Source organism: Cobetia sp. MM1IDA2H-1, from assembly GCF_002916775.2.
GTDB lineage: Bacteria > Pseudomonadota > Gammaproteobacteria > Pseudomonadales > Halomonadaceae > Cobetia > Cobetia marina.
This window is the reverse complement of record NZ_CM133225.1, coordinates 2,780,957-2,796,807: the sequence shown is the minus strand read 5'-3', so window position 1 is coordinate 2,796,807 and position 15,851 is coordinate 2,780,957. Positions and strand designations below refer to the sequence as shown.

At 55.0% G+C, this 15,851-nt stretch carries 12 protein-coding genes; 7 read left to right on the top strand and 5 right to left on the bottom strand.

Annotation, left to right across the window (positions count from 1 at the left end):
* The first annotated feature begins 1 nt into the window (after position 1).
* The 6 genes from BOH68_RS11805 (at position 2) to BOH68_RS11780 (ending at position 8,105) form a co-directional block, all read left to right on the top strand.
* On the top strand, positions 2–400 hold the full coding sequence (locus BOH68_RS11805; RefSeq protein ID WP_077374329.1) for a hypothetical protein: 399 nt from the start codon (positions 2–4) through the stop codon (positions 398–400).
* A 29-nt stretch (positions 401–429) separates the two neighbouring features.
* Complete coding sequence (locus BOH68_RS11800; protein WP_077374326.1) at positions 430–3,807, top strand: hypothetical protein; 3,378 nt, start codon at positions 430–432, stop codon at positions 3,805–3,807.
* 86 nt (positions 3,808–3,893) lie between these two features.
* The gene (locus BOH68_RS11795; protein ID WP_077374323.1) at positions 3,894–5,138 is read left to right on the top strand and encodes a hypothetical protein; all 1,245 of its coding nucleotides are present in this window, start codon (positions 3,894–3,896) and stop codon (positions 5,136–5,138) included.
* Positions 5,135–5,617 (top strand): carboxypeptidase-like regulatory domain-containing protein, encoded by a 483-nt coding sequence (locus tag BOH68_RS11790; protein WP_103751402.1) that lies wholly within the window; start codon positions 5,135–5,137, stop codon positions 5,615–5,617. The genes BOH68_RS11795 and BOH68_RS11790 overlap by 4 nt, the downstream gene beginning before the upstream one ends.
* Positions 5,614–6,015 (top strand): hypothetical protein, encoded by a 402-nt coding sequence (locus tag BOH68_RS11785; protein ID WP_077374317.1) that lies wholly within the window; start codon positions 5,614–5,616, stop codon positions 6,013–6,015. The genes BOH68_RS11790 and BOH68_RS11785 overlap by 4 nt, the downstream gene beginning before the upstream one ends.
* 23 nt (positions 6,016–6,038) lie before the next feature.
* The gene (locus BOH68_RS11780) at positions 6,039–8,105 is read left to right on the top strand and encodes a hypothetical protein (RefSeq protein WP_077374314.1); all 2,067 of its coding nucleotides are present in this window, start codon (positions 6,039–6,041) and stop codon (positions 8,103–8,105) included.
* A gap of 115 nt (positions 8,106–8,220) precedes the next feature.
* Here BOH68_RS11780 and BOH68_RS11775 read toward each other — a convergent pair whose 3' ends face one another.
* Positions 8,221–9,102 carry a DUF2971 domain-containing protein gene (locus BOH68_RS11775; RefSeq protein WP_077374311.1) on the bottom strand — a complete coding sequence of 294 codons (882 nt, stop codon included), beginning with the start codon at positions 9,100–9,102 and terminating at the stop codon, positions 8,221–8,223.
* A 195-nt stretch (positions 9,103–9,297) separates the two neighbouring features.
* Between BOH68_RS11775 and BOH68_RS11770 the strand changes: the two genes are divergently transcribed.
* A complete protein-coding gene (locus BOH68_RS11770; RefSeq protein WP_077374307.1) occupies positions 9,298–9,519 on the top strand; it encodes a hypothetical protein in 222 nt (73 codons plus the stop codon).
* Between the two features lie 104 nt (positions 9,520–9,623).
* On the opposite strand, the gene BOH68_RS11765 is transcribed toward BOH68_RS11770, so the two are convergent.
* The 4 genes from BOH68_RS11765 to BOH68_RS11750 all read right to left on the bottom strand — a co-directional run bounded on the left by BOH68_RS11765 (position 9,624) and on the right by BOH68_RS11750 (position 15,601).
* Complete coding sequence (locus BOH68_RS11765) at positions 9,624–10,991, bottom strand: PIN-like domain-containing protein (protein ID WP_103751401.1); 1,368 nt, start codon at positions 10,989–10,991, stop codon at positions 9,624–9,626.
* Positions 10,992–11,315: 324 nt separating this feature from the next.
* Complete coding sequence (locus tag BOH68_RS11760; protein ID WP_077374301.1) at positions 11,316–13,088, bottom strand: DNA/RNA helicase domain-containing protein; 1,773 nt, start codon at positions 13,086–13,088, stop codon at positions 11,316–11,318.
* A gap of 104 nt (positions 13,089–13,192) precedes the next feature.
* Positions 13,193–13,558, bottom strand: coding sequence for a nucleotide pyrophosphohydrolase (locus tag BOH68_RS11755; RefSeq protein WP_077374298.1), 366 nt, complete (start codon positions 13,556–13,558; stop codon positions 13,193–13,195).
* Positions 13,559–14,431: 873 nt separating this feature from the next.
* The gene (locus BOH68_RS11750; protein ID WP_164850279.1) at positions 14,432–15,601 is read right to left on the bottom strand and encodes a glycosyltransferase; all 1,170 of its coding nucleotides are present in this window, start codon (positions 15,599–15,601) and stop codon (positions 14,432–14,434) included.
* Between the last annotated feature and the right edge of the window lie 250 nt (positions 15,602–15,851).

The window sequence follows — 15,851 nt, the reverse complement described above, 5'->3', positions numbered from 1 at the left end:
CATGCCGGTGATACTAGAGGGCATCACCCTGCCTGATGACATCCAGTGGACTGACGAGATGGTCAGCCACGGGGTGGGGCAAGTGCAGACCCCAACGCTGACCGGCGCGCTGGTGGTCGAGGAGAGCGCCCAGGCAGCCGGCAGATCCATCACGCTGGCCAGCGGTGGCGGCGCCTGGGTGACGCGCTCCACCGTGCTGGCACTATCCGAGCTGGCCGCCACGCCGCGCCCTGATGACACCCCGATGGTGCTGGTGTGGGGTGATGGCCGGACCTTCGATTGCGTGTTCGATCATGCCGCCGGCGAGGCGGTGTCAGCGACTGAGGTGCTGCGCCTTGCGGCTGGCCGCCAGAATGCTGATCACCCTTACACCATCACCCTGCGCCTGATCACCATCTGACATCCCATCACCTTGCTGGAGCCAGCCCAATGGCCGACGAAACAATCCATAGCGGCGACATCCGCATCCTGCAGTCCGAGCGCATGACCGACAACGCCGATGGCGGTGGCCGGCTGACTGGCCGCCCCGTGGTCGATGGCGCGAGCAATGACATCTTTGATGACATCTCTGACCTCGATCGTGCAGCGGGGCGCACCTCGCTGCGCAAGGTGGGGACCGGCGTGCTGACCGACAACACCGCCCAGTATTTCGGCGCGCACGCGATCATTGACCAGGTGCCGGCTGATCCTAATGTCAGCGTGGTGATGTTCGATACCGGCTCGCCATCTGATGAGCGTGCCGAGTCCCGCGATTATGTCGAGAGCTATGTGACCGCCGGCGCGACCTCGCGCATGACGCTGCTGGGCGATCAGCTGGCCGGCCAGCGCAGCATCATCACTTTCCAGATGCCAGAGGCTCCGCTGCCCGACCTGGGCGATGTGTTGGCGATGATGACCGAGCATGGCGATGCCGCCGGCGAGGTTCAATATGTGCGCATCTCAGAGATCGATCACGAGATCCGCGCATTCGAGTACATGAATGGCAGCAGCGTGCAGACGTTCGAGCGCCGCGTGCTGACGCTGGGGATCTCGACCGCGCTGCGCCAGCGCGTCTATGGCGTGCAGCCCAAGCCTGGCAGCGTCACCCCTAACACCGTGATACGCGAGGGGCAGAGCACGGATGCCGCCCGTTACTATGGCGTCAGCACCCTGACCCAGCCGGCCGCCTTCGGGGCCAATGGCGTCACCGTGGCCAGCACCTATGCGCCGCTTGTGCCGGCGACCACCACCGAGCAGGCGGTGACCGATGTGCAGGTGGGCGGCACTGCCACCATCAGCGTCAGCAGCGCCGGCTCGACCTTCGAGGTGGCGCAGATCGCCAGCACCACCCAGATCGCTGTCGAGCTGAATAATCGCGGCTTCACCTATGTCAGCCGCCTGGACCCGCTGCCGGCACCTGGCAGCGTGGTGATCGCTTATCGCTCGCTGGGCAAGTGGTATGAGCTGCGCGACGATGACGCCAATGGCGATCTCAGTGGCAGCGGTGCGGGGCGCGTGGACTACGCCACCGGCTCCGTCAGCGTGACGCTGGGTGGCCTGCCCGATGTCGGCAGTTCGGTGCTGTTCAGCTGGGGCACGCCGGCCCACTATGAGGACCGCGCCGGCCAGGCCACCATCGACAAACCCTGGATGACGTTCGTGCTGGACCATGCCGGCGTGATGCCTGGCAGCGTTACCGTGCGCTGGATCTCTGGCGGCAGCGAGAAGACGGCCACCGATGATGGGCTGGGGAGTCTCAGCGGCGCAGCCACCGGCCGTGTGGTCTATGGCTATGCCGACGGCAGTGGCACGCCTCAGCCTGGCGAGGCTTATATCGAGTTCAATGGCGATGCCTTCCCAGATGCCAGCACCCAGGTCGAGATCGCATATGACTACGGGGCTCCGAAAATCGAGCAATTCCTGCCGTCCGCCAATGGGGCCGGCCTGGTCAGCCTCAGCATCAGTGACTCGCCGGTGCGTCCTGGTAGCGTGGCCATCACCTGGTCGGTGGTGCGCACCTGGTCGAGCAGCGAGAGCGAGTCGCGCACCAGTGCCCGCACCGGCACCGTCGAATGGGTGGAGCAGAACGGGGGCGAGGCAGATGTCACCTACACCATCACCGATGACGGCCGTGGCGGCTTCAATGGTGGATGGGAGGGCAGCATCGACTATGCCACCGGCGCCGTGACCTTCGAGGTCGAGAAGGTCCGCGAGGTCAAGGAGTGGGATGATGACCGCCCCCAGGGGCGGGACTGGGGCACCAAGGAGAAACGCGATGTTTTCGATAATGGCTCGAGTGTCTGGCTGACCAGTCAGCTGGACAGCGCCGCCCCGACCACCCACACCATCACCCAGGATCTCGCCCCGCTCGATGTCGAGCTGATGCCCCTGCTGCAAGATAGCGTCGTGCCAGGCACCCTCAGTTTCATTTTCCGAGGTGATACGTTCATCGACCGCCAGGGGAGTCTCTATCGCAGCGTCGCCAGCAACGGGGCCGGCGTTCTCGCGGGGACCATCGACTATGGCACCGGCGATGCTCGCATCACTGACTGGCCGAGCGGCACCAGCGCCACGATCACCGTCAAAACGCTGGTGAGCACCTTCGGCACCTGGACACTCGATGAGGCATTTTTCCGCACGCCAGGCTCGCCGCTGCAGGTGGGTGGTCTACTGATCCAGGCCACGACGCTCGACGGCCGCTCGATCACCGGCCAGGCGGCACTCTCTGGCGAGATCGAGGGTGACGAGATGTCGGGCTCTGCCAGCTTCGAGACGGGGGTGGTGCGCGTGACCTTTGGCCAGCTGGTCAGCAATGACAGCCTGAGCTCTGCCGAGCGCGCCGAATCCTGGTACGACGCCACTGCCGTGGATGACGCCGGCATGATCTGGCGGCCCACCCAGGTGATCCCGAGCACTGCGCGTTTCAATGCTGTCATTCTGACCACGCTGCCGCTCGAGGCCGAGCTGATCGGCATCGACCCCGTGCGTCTGCCCAGCGATGGCCGCGTGCCCATCTATCGCGCCGGCGGCGTGGTGGTGGTGCATCACACCGGCCGCGCCCCGTTCCCGTTGGGGATTGGTGGTGGCACCACGCTGGATGTCGGCCGCTCGCGGCTGGCGAGCCTGGTGGTGGAGGACGCCACCGGCGAGGAGGTGCCGGCCACCCAGTACAGTGCAGACCTCGATGCCGGCACCGTGCAGCTCGCCGCGCCTGACACGGCCACCCACCCCGAGCCCTGGTATGCCTTGCACCGCGTCGAGGACATGCTGCTGGTGGGTGATGTGGATCTGTCGGGAGCGCTGACCCTCAAGGGCAATTTGAGCCATGACTACCCCGCCGGCGATACGCTGGTCAGCGCCGCGATGGTGGCCGGCGATCTGCAAGCGCGCGTGGCGGACTTTTTCGATCTCTCGAGCTGGGATCGAGACTGGAGTAAAGACGACAACGGTGGCGCAGATGGCACGCTGGCCGAGTACAACGTGACCACCTACCCGCCGATCATCACCAACCGTGGGGCCATCACTGAGGATTGGGCACTGATCTTCACCAGCTCAAGCACGTTCCGCATCATCGGCCGCACCGTGGGCGAGATCGGCGTGGGTAGCATCAATGAAGACACCTCGCCTACCAACCCGAATCAAAGCGTACCCTATTGGACGCTCAAGGCGGGCGGCTTCGGGGCCGGCTGGGTGAATGGCAACGTGATTCGCTTCTCGACCATCGGCGCATCCTTCCCGATGTGGCTGGCGCGCGTGATCCTGCAGGGGCCGGCCAGCGGCCAGCAAGACAGCTTTAGGCTGCAGATCCGTGGCAACGCCAACGCCTGACCGCATGCGGCTGGCGCAACCCTCTACCCCTATCCCTCAACCGCCCAGCCACTCGCTGGGCGGCCTTGTTTCTGGAGACGTTCAAGATGGCCGATTTTCCCGTGAAGTGGTTCAGCAGTGACATGGGCGGCAGCCCGAGCGGTAGCGATGACGCTGGTGCGTTGATTGATCTGCTCAAGGCGTGCTTGATCACTGGATTCAATACCTCGCCGCTGATCTCGCTCGCCTTCGATAGCAGCACCGGCCTGGTGACCGCTGAGATCGGCCAGGGGCATGGCTTCCTGAAACATCAGGTGATCAGCATAAGCGGTGCTGATCAGAATCAGTTCAATGGCGAGTTTCGCATCACTGAGGTGGGCAGCACCTGGGCGACTTTTGCTCCCGATGCCGCGCCCATCTCGGCCACCGCCACTGGGAATCTGATCGAGATCAAAGCCGCCCCGATTGGTGGGTGGGAGGTAGTGATCGAGGACAGCGAGCGCAACCGCATCATGCTGCGTTCGACCAACCCGCGCAGCAATGGGCTGATGCTTCATGTTCAAAATGACCACTGGGATGATGGTCCTTATGACAACTGGAGTGATGCATCGGGCAGCAGCTATCCTCAGCGCGGGGCAAAGGTAAAGATTGTTACCGAGCATATAGACATCGACACTTATCTCGCGCTGGCTGAGGCTCGCTGGCCGATTGGCTGGGATTATGCGCCAGATGGGCGAGAGTGGTCACTGGTGGGGGATGACCGCCTGTTCTATTACACCAGCCGCTATGCCAGGCAGAATCAGCGTTCAACTGTGACATTCGGGGAGTTCGATAGCGTGATCGAGGGCGATGCTTTTGGCACCGTTCTGCAGGGCATACCCTACGGCACCAGAGCTGACTGGGACGATTACAACGATGACAACTATGCAGAGTTCGCCAGGTTTGGAGACACGAAGGATCATTATCTCGCACGTCCTTATCACCAGATGCCCACCGATGCTGAAACGCTATGGAGCAAACGCGGGCTAGGGTATGCCTTTGGCATCATGCATCAATACCCCAATCCAGCTAGTTACGGGTTCTATGTACATAGTGGACCGATCATGGTGGAGGAGGAAATCGAGGGCAGCGGCAATATGCTGCGCGGGTATCTGCCTGGATTCGTGCAGCCGCTACAGACGGCTCTGGTCTATCACAAGGCACTGCTAGATGACTTGCCTGGCCTGGAGGGCGTGCCGGTGCTGCTATGGCTTAGCGCTTATGATGATGAGGGCGGGTATAACACTCATGAGTCGGTGAATGGTGCTGGCCTGCTGGGATTCCGTCTTGATATGTGGAGGGCATACCAGTGAGCGACACCCCTGATGGCAACCCTGTTTTTATCATCCCGTTTACGCAGCGCCCGCCTGTTTATCGAGAAGGCGGCGCATTGACGCCAGCCCTCCACAATATCGCCAACACTGTCACCGGCACTAGCGGCCATGTTGTCGCCACGCACTCCGCCACCTTCGATCTGTTTGCCTTCGATCAGATGTATGGCTCTGGCTATAACGGCACCACAAAAGGGACTTTGCGCGACAAGGCCCGCATGGGCGTCATTGCCGGCACCGTGCTGGACATCCAGGCCCAGCCCGTCAGCCGGCGGGTGCGAGTGCATGATCGCACCACTGGCCACATCGTGCGCGAGACGTGGAGCGATGCCGATGGCAAATACCGTTTCACGGACCTCGACCCGCGCCGCGCGTTCTACGTGATGGCCTTCGATCACACCCTGCAGCAAAACGCTGTCGTTTCCGACAATGTGCATTCTGAGGTGGAGGACACCCCGTGATCAGCTTCTCGACAAGCGTGAAAAATGCGCGCCTGGCGGCCATCGCCGGTGCGATTGATGCCGGCGATTCGCCGGCGTCATTCGTTGTGTACTCCGGCACCCGCCCATCACCTGGTGCTGCCGTCACCGATCAGGTGGCCCTGGCCACGCTGGAGGTGCCCCAGCCATTCGCCGCGGATCTCGCCGGTGGTGTCCTGACGGGGGCAGCCTTTGAGGAGGTGATGGCCGATGCCGATGGCGAGGCTACCTGGTCGCGTCTGGTCGATGGCGCCGGTGCCTGGGTGATGGATCTGGATGTCGGCATCGAGGGCTCAGGCGCTGACGTGACCATCAGCTCGACAACGATTTATCGCGGGATACTGACGCGGATCAGCCGCATGGTATTCGCTGAGGGCTAGGGGGCACCGTGAGAGAGATCAGGTTGCAGTTTGTCCAGGGGCTCGCGCCCTGGAATGCGCGCGCGCTCGAGCTGCGCCTGGGGGGTGATCCTGGTTTGCTGCTGCTGTTCGCCGGTGACTATGCACCGCCGGCGGGTGGCAATGTCGTGCTTGGCTTCGGGGGTGCCACTGAGGTGGTGGAGCTGCCGCGCGAGCTGGTGCTCGATGCTCAGCTGCCGCCGCCGACTGTCGATGCACGACTCGCCCAGGGTGGCGCCATCGAGATCGCGGCCAGCCTGGTGATGCCAGTGGCTACCGTGCGTGCGCAGCTCGAGCTGATCCAGTCGCTCAGCCTGGAGGTGATCGCACCGCCGGTGACGGCAGAGATCCGCGTCGAGCACGGCATCGACATCTCGCTGGTGGCCACGCTGGGTGCGCCAGCGGTAGTCGATGTCGCGCTGACCCGCGCGATCAACGTGTTTCGTGGTCCTGCCGATAATGCCGCCTCGCGTTTCGAGAACGCGGTCCCGCTCGAGGCCCAGGGCTGTGCCCGCTGGCAGCGGCCGTCACGACCCTATGGGGCCACCGCGTCAGGCTTCGAGCAGGGGGCAATGCTTGCGGCCAGCCAGGGCGGCCAGTGGTCGGCACGCCCTCGCACCGATGCCATCAGTGGCTCGCGGTGGGAGCAGGCCGAGCGCATCCTGGGCACCCTCAGCGGGAGCCAGTGGCTGCAGCTGCCGCGTGTCCGCCGCGCATCTCGGCCGGTATGGGAGCAAGGGCAGGGCATCGCCGCCGCGCGCTCGAGCGGCTACCAGCATCCGCCCCGCAATGATACCCGCCGGCGCTCGCGCTATGAGGAGGCCCGCACCCTCGAGCCGGTGACGACGGATGTGCCCTATCAGCAGGGGCGTACCACTGGCGATGATTGGCTGGTGCCCTGGGAGCAAGCCCGCTGGCCACCGCCTGGCATCGACTTGCCGCCGTCACTCGAGCCGCCGGTGCTCGAGCCGGTGGAGGGCAGCACCACCCTGCAATTCTGCCACACCATGCCGAGCGCCCCGTGGGTGCTGCAGTTCGGTCTGACGTGTGAGATACCCACCCCGACCATTCCCGTCAAAAGGCTCTATATCGTGCAAAACTCCGCGCGCCTGGTGCGCCTATCCGATGGCCTGGAGCTGCCGGCCACCCAGATGACGCTCAGCATCGATGCTGACAGCTGGGCATGGTCATTCTCTGCCGGCCTGGCTGGGCGTGACGCTCAAGCGCTGGTGACCGGCACCGATGGCCAGCCGGTGGAGGTGATGGCCGAGATCAACGGGCAGCAGTGGCGGTGCCTGGTGGATGGCTGGCGCCGCTCCGAGAGCTGGCAGAGCCATAGCGTGACCATCAGCGGGCGCTCGCTTGCGGCGTACCTGGGCGCTCCCTACGCCACCGCGCGCAGCTACACCGAGGACAGCCAGGCCACCGCCTCGCAGCTCGCCCGTGCTGAGCTGCCAGAGGGCTGGTCACTGGACTGGCGCATGACTGACTGGGTGGTGCCTGCAGGTGTGTGGAGTTATGACAGCCTCGCGCCCATCGATGCCATCTCGCGGATCGCCCAAGCGGCCGGCGGCTATGTACAGGCCCACCAGCGGTATCAGACCATCATCGTCGCGCCCCGCTTCGAGGCAGCGCCCTGGCGCTGGGCTGAGGTCGAGGCTGATCTGGCGGTGCCGCGTGACATCATCACCCAGCTGGGCAGCGATCAGCAGCCAGGTGATGCCCGCAATGGCATCTGGCTGCATGGCGACACTGGCGGCATCCAGGCCCAGATCATCCGACAGGGCACCGCCGGCGATCAGCTTGCGCCCACCGTGGTGGATGCCCTGATCACCGATCAGGCACCGGCGCAGGCACGCGGGATCGCTGAGCTGGCCGCTACCCTACGCCAGAGCACCGAGAGCCTGCAGATGCCCCTGGCGGCCTCTCTGGGCGGCCTGCTGCTGCCTGGCATGATGATCGAGTGCGATGACTGGCGTGGTGTCTCGCGTGGCGTGAGCGTCAGCGCCAGCCTGCAGGGGCGTGCCCTGAGCGTGCGCCAGTCTATCGAGCTGCAGAGATTCCATCTGTGAGGTGCGAGATGGGTATTAGATGACGAGAGCCAATTATTGCAATTAGCTGCTGATATTGGGCCTATCAGCACTTAATTTATGTTAATGACCATTGATGATATTTTCATGGAGTCAACTAGGATGTTATTATTTCATGTTTGTATTTTGAATGCTTTACTTTAAAAACATCTATGCCCCTGTTGCGGCAAAAGCTTTTTACCATGTCTTCATTTTCGTTGCTGATTTTAGTTCCTAGAAGTATCCTCTTCGGTTTTGGCGTAGAAATATACTCAGGCTTGAAATTATGCATGATTATGCGCCACTCCTGCTCGTATTGCCATTCAGGATTTTTGTAAACGGCACTCTTGATAGGAAATAAATTGTTGTAAGGAGCCCCTTCAATAGATAAAGAGAATATTGAAGTTAAATCAGCTGTTTGGCTGTTGTATATGACTGGGTATAGGTCGCGACGAAAGTTATTGCTTTTTTCTATTTCTGAAATTTCATACTCTATGCAGATTCCAGTATGATTCCCAGTGTAATGGGCCCACATTAATACAGACCCTGGGTTCTCAGTAAAACATGCTACTTTAATACAATGCCTGAAATTATTTAGCCCACTGATAATTCTCTGGTTTTTTTGGTCTTTATTGCTTTGAAATGAGTATGGCCAAACAGGAGATATAATATTCCTCTTGCATAAGGTGATGCTGTTGAATGATGAGTTGTATCTCTTTACGTATGTAAGTTTATGCATTTGATTTGAGTTTATCGTCAATGATAGTAAGTTTATTTTGCAAATACTATCATAAGGGTCGTTGAACTCAGTAGGTTTGGTAATGTGAATTCTTTGTCTCTCTAAGTCATTTATTACCCTCTCAATTTTATTGAGATTGGTGTATCTATATATGTGCGTCGGTAAATTAACATCTTTGAAGGTGAAAGATTTTTCTATATCTTCTTCTTGTGGTCTTTTTACTGGTAGTAACTTTTCGATTATTATCTCGTTTATGTTCATAAATATCTCTTGGTTATCAAAGGATCAGATGTTGTTGTATTTTTATCGTATAGTAAATTATTCAAAAGTATTATATTTAGCTGAATCTTGCCATGATTTTTTTAAGTATAAATGTTAGAGCGACATCTTTTCAGGATTATAATGAAGGGTGTTCTATAAATATATCTCTTAATATATAAATAAGGAGAAATTAGCATGGCCAATCCATATCGCCGCCTGCTGGCGTTGCTGCCGACCACGCCGCGCCAAGTAGGCGAGGTGATCAGCGCCAGCGGCTCGCGCGTTCGCGTGGATCTGGTAGGGGGTGGGGTGCGCACCTGCCAGGGCGATGCCCAGGTGGGTGGCATGGTCTACGTGGAGGGAGATCATATAGTCGGTGAGGCTCCGAGCCTGCCGGTGGTGGTGGTCGAAATATAGCCTTACTATTTATATATGCTTGTGTAGTTAATATTTTTGTTAGATGCTGATATAATGCTTGCCGTTTTGTGACGGCAAGCATTATACAATCGAATGGATAGTGGTTAATTATTAATATCTCTTATTTCATCAAGATGTTTTTTTGTATTTTTGAGTGCGATTATTTCTTCCTGCAAAGCATTGATTTTTGCTTTATTTGTAGCATCTTGGATGTGTAATTGTTTGATGCGGTTTTTGCTGGTTAATCTGGCAAGATTTTTGATACCCTCGCTTTTGTATTTGTTTTCTAGTTCATTGTTGTTGTCTATAGCTTCTTGTTTTTTCCAGTATATTTCTTTATTGATTTTCTTTTCTTTCATTAATTCATTGCATAGTAAGTATAATTGTTCATTTATTGAATAATTTGGATAAGAGGTATAAGTTATGTTCTGATTTATATCATTACCCCCCTTATCTGACAGCTCTTCAAAATTATTTTCAATCAATGTATCGAGTTCATTTTCTGTCAGCGTATCAAATTTATTATATAATATATCTTGATGGGGTATGTCTTGATGATCGATATCCTTGAGATTGAATTGAACATTATTAATTGTTTCTTGGATATGGGACTCTCGTATCTCATCCAAAATAGATGAGCTAACTGTTTGACCTAAATTTGTTCTTGCTAATTCTAAAAATCTATCAGATGTATAAATATGAATTCTGTTGTTTGTGACTTCCTCGAACTCTTTAATCAGTTCGAATCTTGGACCTATAGTTTTCCCATTAAATATATTCCACCAGTCCTCTTTTCTGTCATCAGTAACAAAAATTATACCTTTGTCATTTGATGAAGAGTAATTAAGTACCTCCTTCCAAATAATTAAATCACCAAATTTTCTCTTAAAATCAACAACTCTTCCTTCGGTACCTTGTTTTTTTGTATCCTTATAGCCAGGCGGAACGAGGTTTTTATATCTTTCTTCACCCTCGGTAAATATAGCTTTCAGTTCTTCAAGATCAAATGATTCCCCTACACGCTCGTCGTACATATTTAAATATTTTTCTTGTATATCGTCATCATGAATTTTCTTAGTATAAGAACTTTTGTTTTTGGTAAATTCAGCTGTTAGCTTATCAAAAGCAGTATCTACAGATGCCATTGTTTCTTGACTGGCGAACGGGTGCTGCCTACTATTATCAAGTTTTGTCTTTAATGAACTTATACTATTTAGCATGTCATCATAAGCTTTTTCTTGTTTTTCAATAGTTGGAAGCCTATTCTCTAAGTATTCTTCAACTACTCTGTTAGGCAACCAAGAACGGTCTTTTATTTTGTCTAGTAGGCGTAGGTACTCAACTTGAGTAGATTCTGAGTAGCGATATATATTTAAGAGTACATTAGTGTCAAAGACAAAAATAAAATTGTTCCAATCTTCCTTGATTACCTCTTTGCTAGTTTTAAAATAGCCGGGGAACAACTTTCTCATAAATCTTCCTTGGTTACTATTTGTTTATAAAATTATTTTGCTAACTATCCTATACTAGGAGAAAGATGGATAAATATCAAGTGCTATGGTTTTTGAGCTTTAACACGCCTTGGTTGTCGTTTAATATATTTTACGATTTTAATCAAGCTAATAGCTTGTTTCTATAGATGCAGAGAAAATTAGACGTTTAGCTGTTGAATTCACTGTCAAAGCCTATAAGTTCATCAGTCAATCTTCGGAAGATCAAGAGTAGTGTTATCCCAATGTTTTTACCAAGCGATACATCATGCAACTGAAGGAAAAACTGCTGCTCTCGCGATGTTTTTAAATAAGTGATTTTAGCCAGCGCTGAACTTCAGGGTCAAATGCATAAAGATAAACCCCATATTTTGCACGTGTCATCAAAATGTAGTAAATATTTCTGATGGCCTGATCGACCATATATGCGCTTGATGCATCATTATTCTGCCCCTTTATGTGCTTTTTAAGGCCCGGATCAACACATTCGTCAGTACTTACTACCAGACGGCCATCATGTAGCTTCAGGTCAGGGCCCAGTAACACTCCAACGTAACCATACTCGAAACCTTGAACGGTATAGATGGCACCAACTTCATCGTAAAACCCCGATGCTTCGTTCCACTCCCGGTATTTTCCAAAGCTGTTCCAGCGAGCAGACCATGAGCCGATGGTAATGTCAGAACCTCCGCTGGGAGTATTTCGTGTCGCCCAATCCCAACAGAATCCAGCAACGATACGTGTTGTGACACGCTCCTTCTCGGCATATTTTCGGAGATCACTTTCCATCTCAGTAGGATCATCAACGACAGTGACAGTGAATTGCTCGGACGGCTCAAGTCTAGGAGCCTTATGCTTAAATAAAATGTCATCTACCCAGGTCATGTATGCAGAAGCTCCTTGGCAGCGCAATTGTTCAGTCAAGCTAAGATGCACCAACTGAAGACCATGCCGTTTCGCTTCGTTCTCCAAAGTTTCCACTCGACAGGTTTCATGAGGGAGAAGCCACTGATTGTCGTCGATGAAGAAAACCACCAACTCTTTATTCTTGAAATATCCCGATAGAGAGCCTGGAAGAAGACGGTGTGCTTCATCTACTACAGCGTGGGATGTACGTCCTATCGCAATTTTGCAAAACCCGAGATGGTCAACACAATTCCCGATAGCCTTGGATCTGACAAAGTAAGCAGGGTTTTTTTTCTGCTGCATCAGGAAGTCTACAAGTTTCATTGCCAGTACAGTTTTCCCTGTTCCAACAATGCCTTCAACGATTACACAGGTTGGCTTACCAGTAGCTTGATTGATATGTCCAAGCATGCCCTTGAACGCTTTTTCCTGCTCACTTGAGGCTTTGAAAAGTCTACTAGCTTGCAACCCATTTCTGAAAGAAGTGATGAACGAGTCTGAGTAGCGCAGTACAGGGTTTTGTAGATGATTTACTATCGATATAGATGGTGCGAGCAGCGTGGATAGAAGTTCTTTAGCTTGCTTGTGACCATTATGCCTGGTGACAAGTAATGTGTCTGACAAGAACTCTTTATAGGATTCGTCCCGAAGAATATCATTCGACGTAGCTTCGATATAATTATGCAGGAACACCATCGTCGAAATTCTTGGAGTCTCTTCACCAAAATCAAGCGCACCTGAGAGAAGTCTATGATATTCCCGTATCTGCTGGCAGGGATGTTCAGATAGATAACCTTTGCGACCGTCATTGACTCTCAGCCACCCGGACCCATATATCTCATCGTAGTCTACTCTATCCGCAGACCACTGCTTCAGCTCGATGATAATGATGTGAGGTGAAGATTTATCTTCACCAACGAGAATACAGTCGGCGCGTCTGTTACCAATCGGCATGAGATATTCGATAAGGATATCGCACTCAAGAGGAGCATCGATATATTCTAGAAATCTTGCCAAGGCACACAGAGACTTGCGCCAAGATGACCGTTCCGAGTCATTCAAGATATCATCCGGGAAACGCTCTATGTACGCCTGCTCGAGCCTATTCTTCAACTGATCTGTTTCAGCTTGTTTTCGGAATTCTCGCAGAGGCATTTGAAGCATTCCCGACATTTTTACATTCCTTTTTTTCAGTCGATCGATGTAATCCAAACAGTGATCTTGTATCAGGATAAATCACTGTGTTCGTTGTTTTTCTCCTGTAGTACATTCCAGTACTAGGTTTCTCTATCCTCATATTGTGTGTACTTTTTCGCGCTTCCTTTCACTTGTTTGACAGGGTATTTTTCCGCATTTTTCTCCATCTTTGCCAAGCAAGCCGATTCGATGTCCACGTTCAGCTTTCCAGCCAAGCGCACCAGGTAGAGCTGAATGTCAGCTATTTCATCGCGAACGGCTGCCAGTTGTTTCTCATCCAGCTCTTGGGACTGTGTCTCTGTCAGCCACTGGAAGCACTCTTGCAGCTCTGCTGACTCAACGGTCAGTGCCATGGCAAGGTTCTTGGGCGAGTGAAATTGGTCCCAGTCACGCTCGATGGAGAACTTATTCATGGCATCGTGTAGTTGCTTGAACGGGTCTGACATGACGAACTCACCTGCTCTTGGGTAGTGGATAACAAGAAGTATGATGATTCTATGCCTCGCGACTACCTAAGTTAAGAGTGAAAAGTCATTTTTGCTGATCTGGTCTGAATAACAGTTAGAATAGTTGCAGTGCAATGGAAAGCTCCGAAGCCTTCCATGTGTCAGTAGCCGTCAATCGAATGAGTTATATCGCTGGCTCGAAAGGTGGGCTGTCTCAAGAAAGTCGAGATGTCAGGTCGGGCAATATGCTCCCACTAATGGGGGTAGGGAAGGCGAGGTGATCGGAAGTCCCGGGACGGGCATGCATACTGGTCTCATCGGCGATAAAGAGCGTATCTGCCTAAGCAATGTCGAGGTGGGCTGCTTGGTCTAGGTGGAGAGGGCAGATCATCGGCGAGGCACCGAGCTTACTGGCGGTGATCGAGATGTGGTGACCGTGGTTCCTAAATTGGTGCGCTTACCTTCTCTCGGTGGCGTACCATCGAAACCTATTCCAGAATCAATTTTTTTGTATGGTGGCGTGTATGGTAGGAGCAATAATATCCTCCTAGGCCCTGTGGTATCTGGGCTATTAGACTCCTGCAGGGGGCGCCAGCCCTTCATTCATCCCCGCATCATTCTTTCCTGCATCTCTCGTCACTCTCTGTACAGGGTGTCTTTCTGCTGTCTCTCGCTTGCCTGCCCTCTGGCTTCCGGGCCGGGTCACATCCTGCGCGCCCATGCGCCAGCAGCTTTCAGGGTGAGCCGGACCCCGGCTTGAGCAGCACGGCGCCTCATGCATGGCACGTCATTTATGATGCCCTGACCTGTTGCCCGGAGAATGGCAGTCGTGCCGGGCGGGGCAGGGCATCTCGTCATTCCATCGCGTTGTGTTCAGTCGCGATGTGCTGCCTCGGCATCCGTTGGCAGGGCCAGAAATTCCTGCATGATACGGGTGTCGCGGAAACGTTCGATCAACTCCGGATCCTCGGCGAGTGACGGCGGGTTCTCGAGCCCTTCGCGGATCTTGGCTGCCAGGCCTTCAATGCTGTTCTCGGAGATCAGCCGCGCCTGATCATGGATCAGCACATTGCGGACCCCACCGGGGACATCCGGCGCGACGCATGGCGTGCCGCAGCACATGCTTTCCACCAGCACGATTCCGAAGGCTTCACTGCGCGAGCTGAGAATGAACAGACGGGCATGCTTCATCCAAGGGTAGGGATTGACCCGGCTGCCGATGAGATGGACCCGGTCGCCCACCCCGAGCTCGCGAATCAGGTTCTCCACACTCTCGCGCTTGGGCCCATCGCCGACGATGACCAGGTCTTCCTCGATATCCGCGGCGAGATAGGCCTTGATCAGGACATCCTGGCGCTTCACGTCCGACAGGCGACATACCTGCACGACATAGGGACGTGATGGCAGCTCCACGGGCTCATCCGCCATCTGCGCGATGGCATCGAGATCGCAGACGTTGCCGATGGTGGCGAGGCGTCGAGGCGTGACAGCGTGTTGCGAGAGCAGTCGCTCGAGTTGCTCGCGGACATTGTCGGTATTGCAGATGATCTGCTTGTCGGCGTACAGGCGCTTGAGCAGGAATTTCTGACGCCAGCCCTGGCGGATGTCACCGGGCCAGGACACGGTGACCTGCCACAGGCGCGGGTCCTTGAGTGACCAGACCGTCTCGAAGGCGCCCTGGCCGCGCATGATCACCCGGTCGACGGGGCCATGGCGTGTTTCCAGGGTACGGATGAATCGCCGCAGGTAGGCGCCACCGTAATAGCCGCGCCAGACGAATCCAGAGCCCTTGATCAGAGGGTTGAGCACTGCGCGGGTGAAGAGGTCATACACCAGGCCAATGCCGGTCTTGCGGAATGCCTTGTCGAAGTCGATCTGGTGGACATGTACGCCCGGGTCCGGGATGAGTTCGAGTTCACCCTTGAGCACGAGCACATGCACCTCGTGACCTTCGCGGCACAGGACATTGGCCAGATTGACGGTGTTTCGCTGGATCCCGCCGATGTTGAGCTTGCGTACCACAAGCAGGACGCGTTGTTTCATGGTGGCCATCTGTCCGTAAAGATGTGGGATGAGCCATCAACTCCCAGCGGTGCCAGTGACGGAAGACTGCCGGGGATCCGGCGCTCGGTCTGAGGCAAGGGGAGCGGGATGAGCGGAGGGTGCCATGTTACGTGGATTCAATGAGCGGGGGAATGCCGCCTGCCCGGCCGGATGTCAGGGCTCTGCGCCGCAGTCTGCTTGCATTCTGGCTTTGATGGAGTAGCCTACCTGCCGCCTTGTCCCGCGCGGC

What these genes read in the sequence shown, in the direction of transcription:
- BOH68_RS11805 (WP_077374329.1), top strand. Translation starts at nt 2, where the DNA reads ATGCCGGTGATACTAGAGGGCATCACCCTGCCTGATGACATCCAGTGG.
- BOH68_RS11800 (WP_077374326.1), top strand. Translation starts at nt 430, where the DNA reads ATGGCCGACGAAACAATCCATAGCGGCGACATCCGCATCCTGCAGTCC.
- BOH68_RS11795 (WP_077374323.1), top strand. Translation starts at nt 3,894, where the DNA reads ATGGCCGATTTTCCCGTGAAGTGGTTCAGCAGTGACATGGGCGGCAGC.
- BOH68_RS11775 (WP_077374311.1), bottom strand. Translation starts at nt 9,102, where the DNA reads ATGAACATAAACGAGATAATAATCGAAAAGTTACTACCAGTAAAAAGA.
- BOH68_RS11770 (WP_077374307.1), top strand. Translation starts at nt 9,298, where the DNA reads ATGGCCAATCCATATCGCCGCCTGCTGGCGTTGCTGCCGACCACGCCG.
- BOH68_RS11765 (WP_103751401.1), bottom strand. Translation starts at nt 10,991, where the DNA reads ATGAGAAAGTTGTTCCCCGGCTATTTTAAAACTAGCAAAGAGGTAATC.
- BOH68_RS11760 (WP_077374301.1), bottom strand. Translation starts at nt 13,088, where the DNA reads ATGTCGGGAATGCTTCAAATGCCTCTGCGAGAATTCCGAAAACAAGCT.
- BOH68_RS11755 (WP_077374298.1), bottom strand. Translation starts at nt 13,558, where the DNA reads ATGTCAGACCCGTTCAAGCAACTACACGATGCCATGAATAAGTTCTCC.
- BOH68_RS11750 (WP_164850279.1), bottom strand. Translation starts at nt 15,601, where the DNA reads ATGAAACAACGCGTCCTGCTTGTGGTACGCAAGCTCAACATCGGCGGG.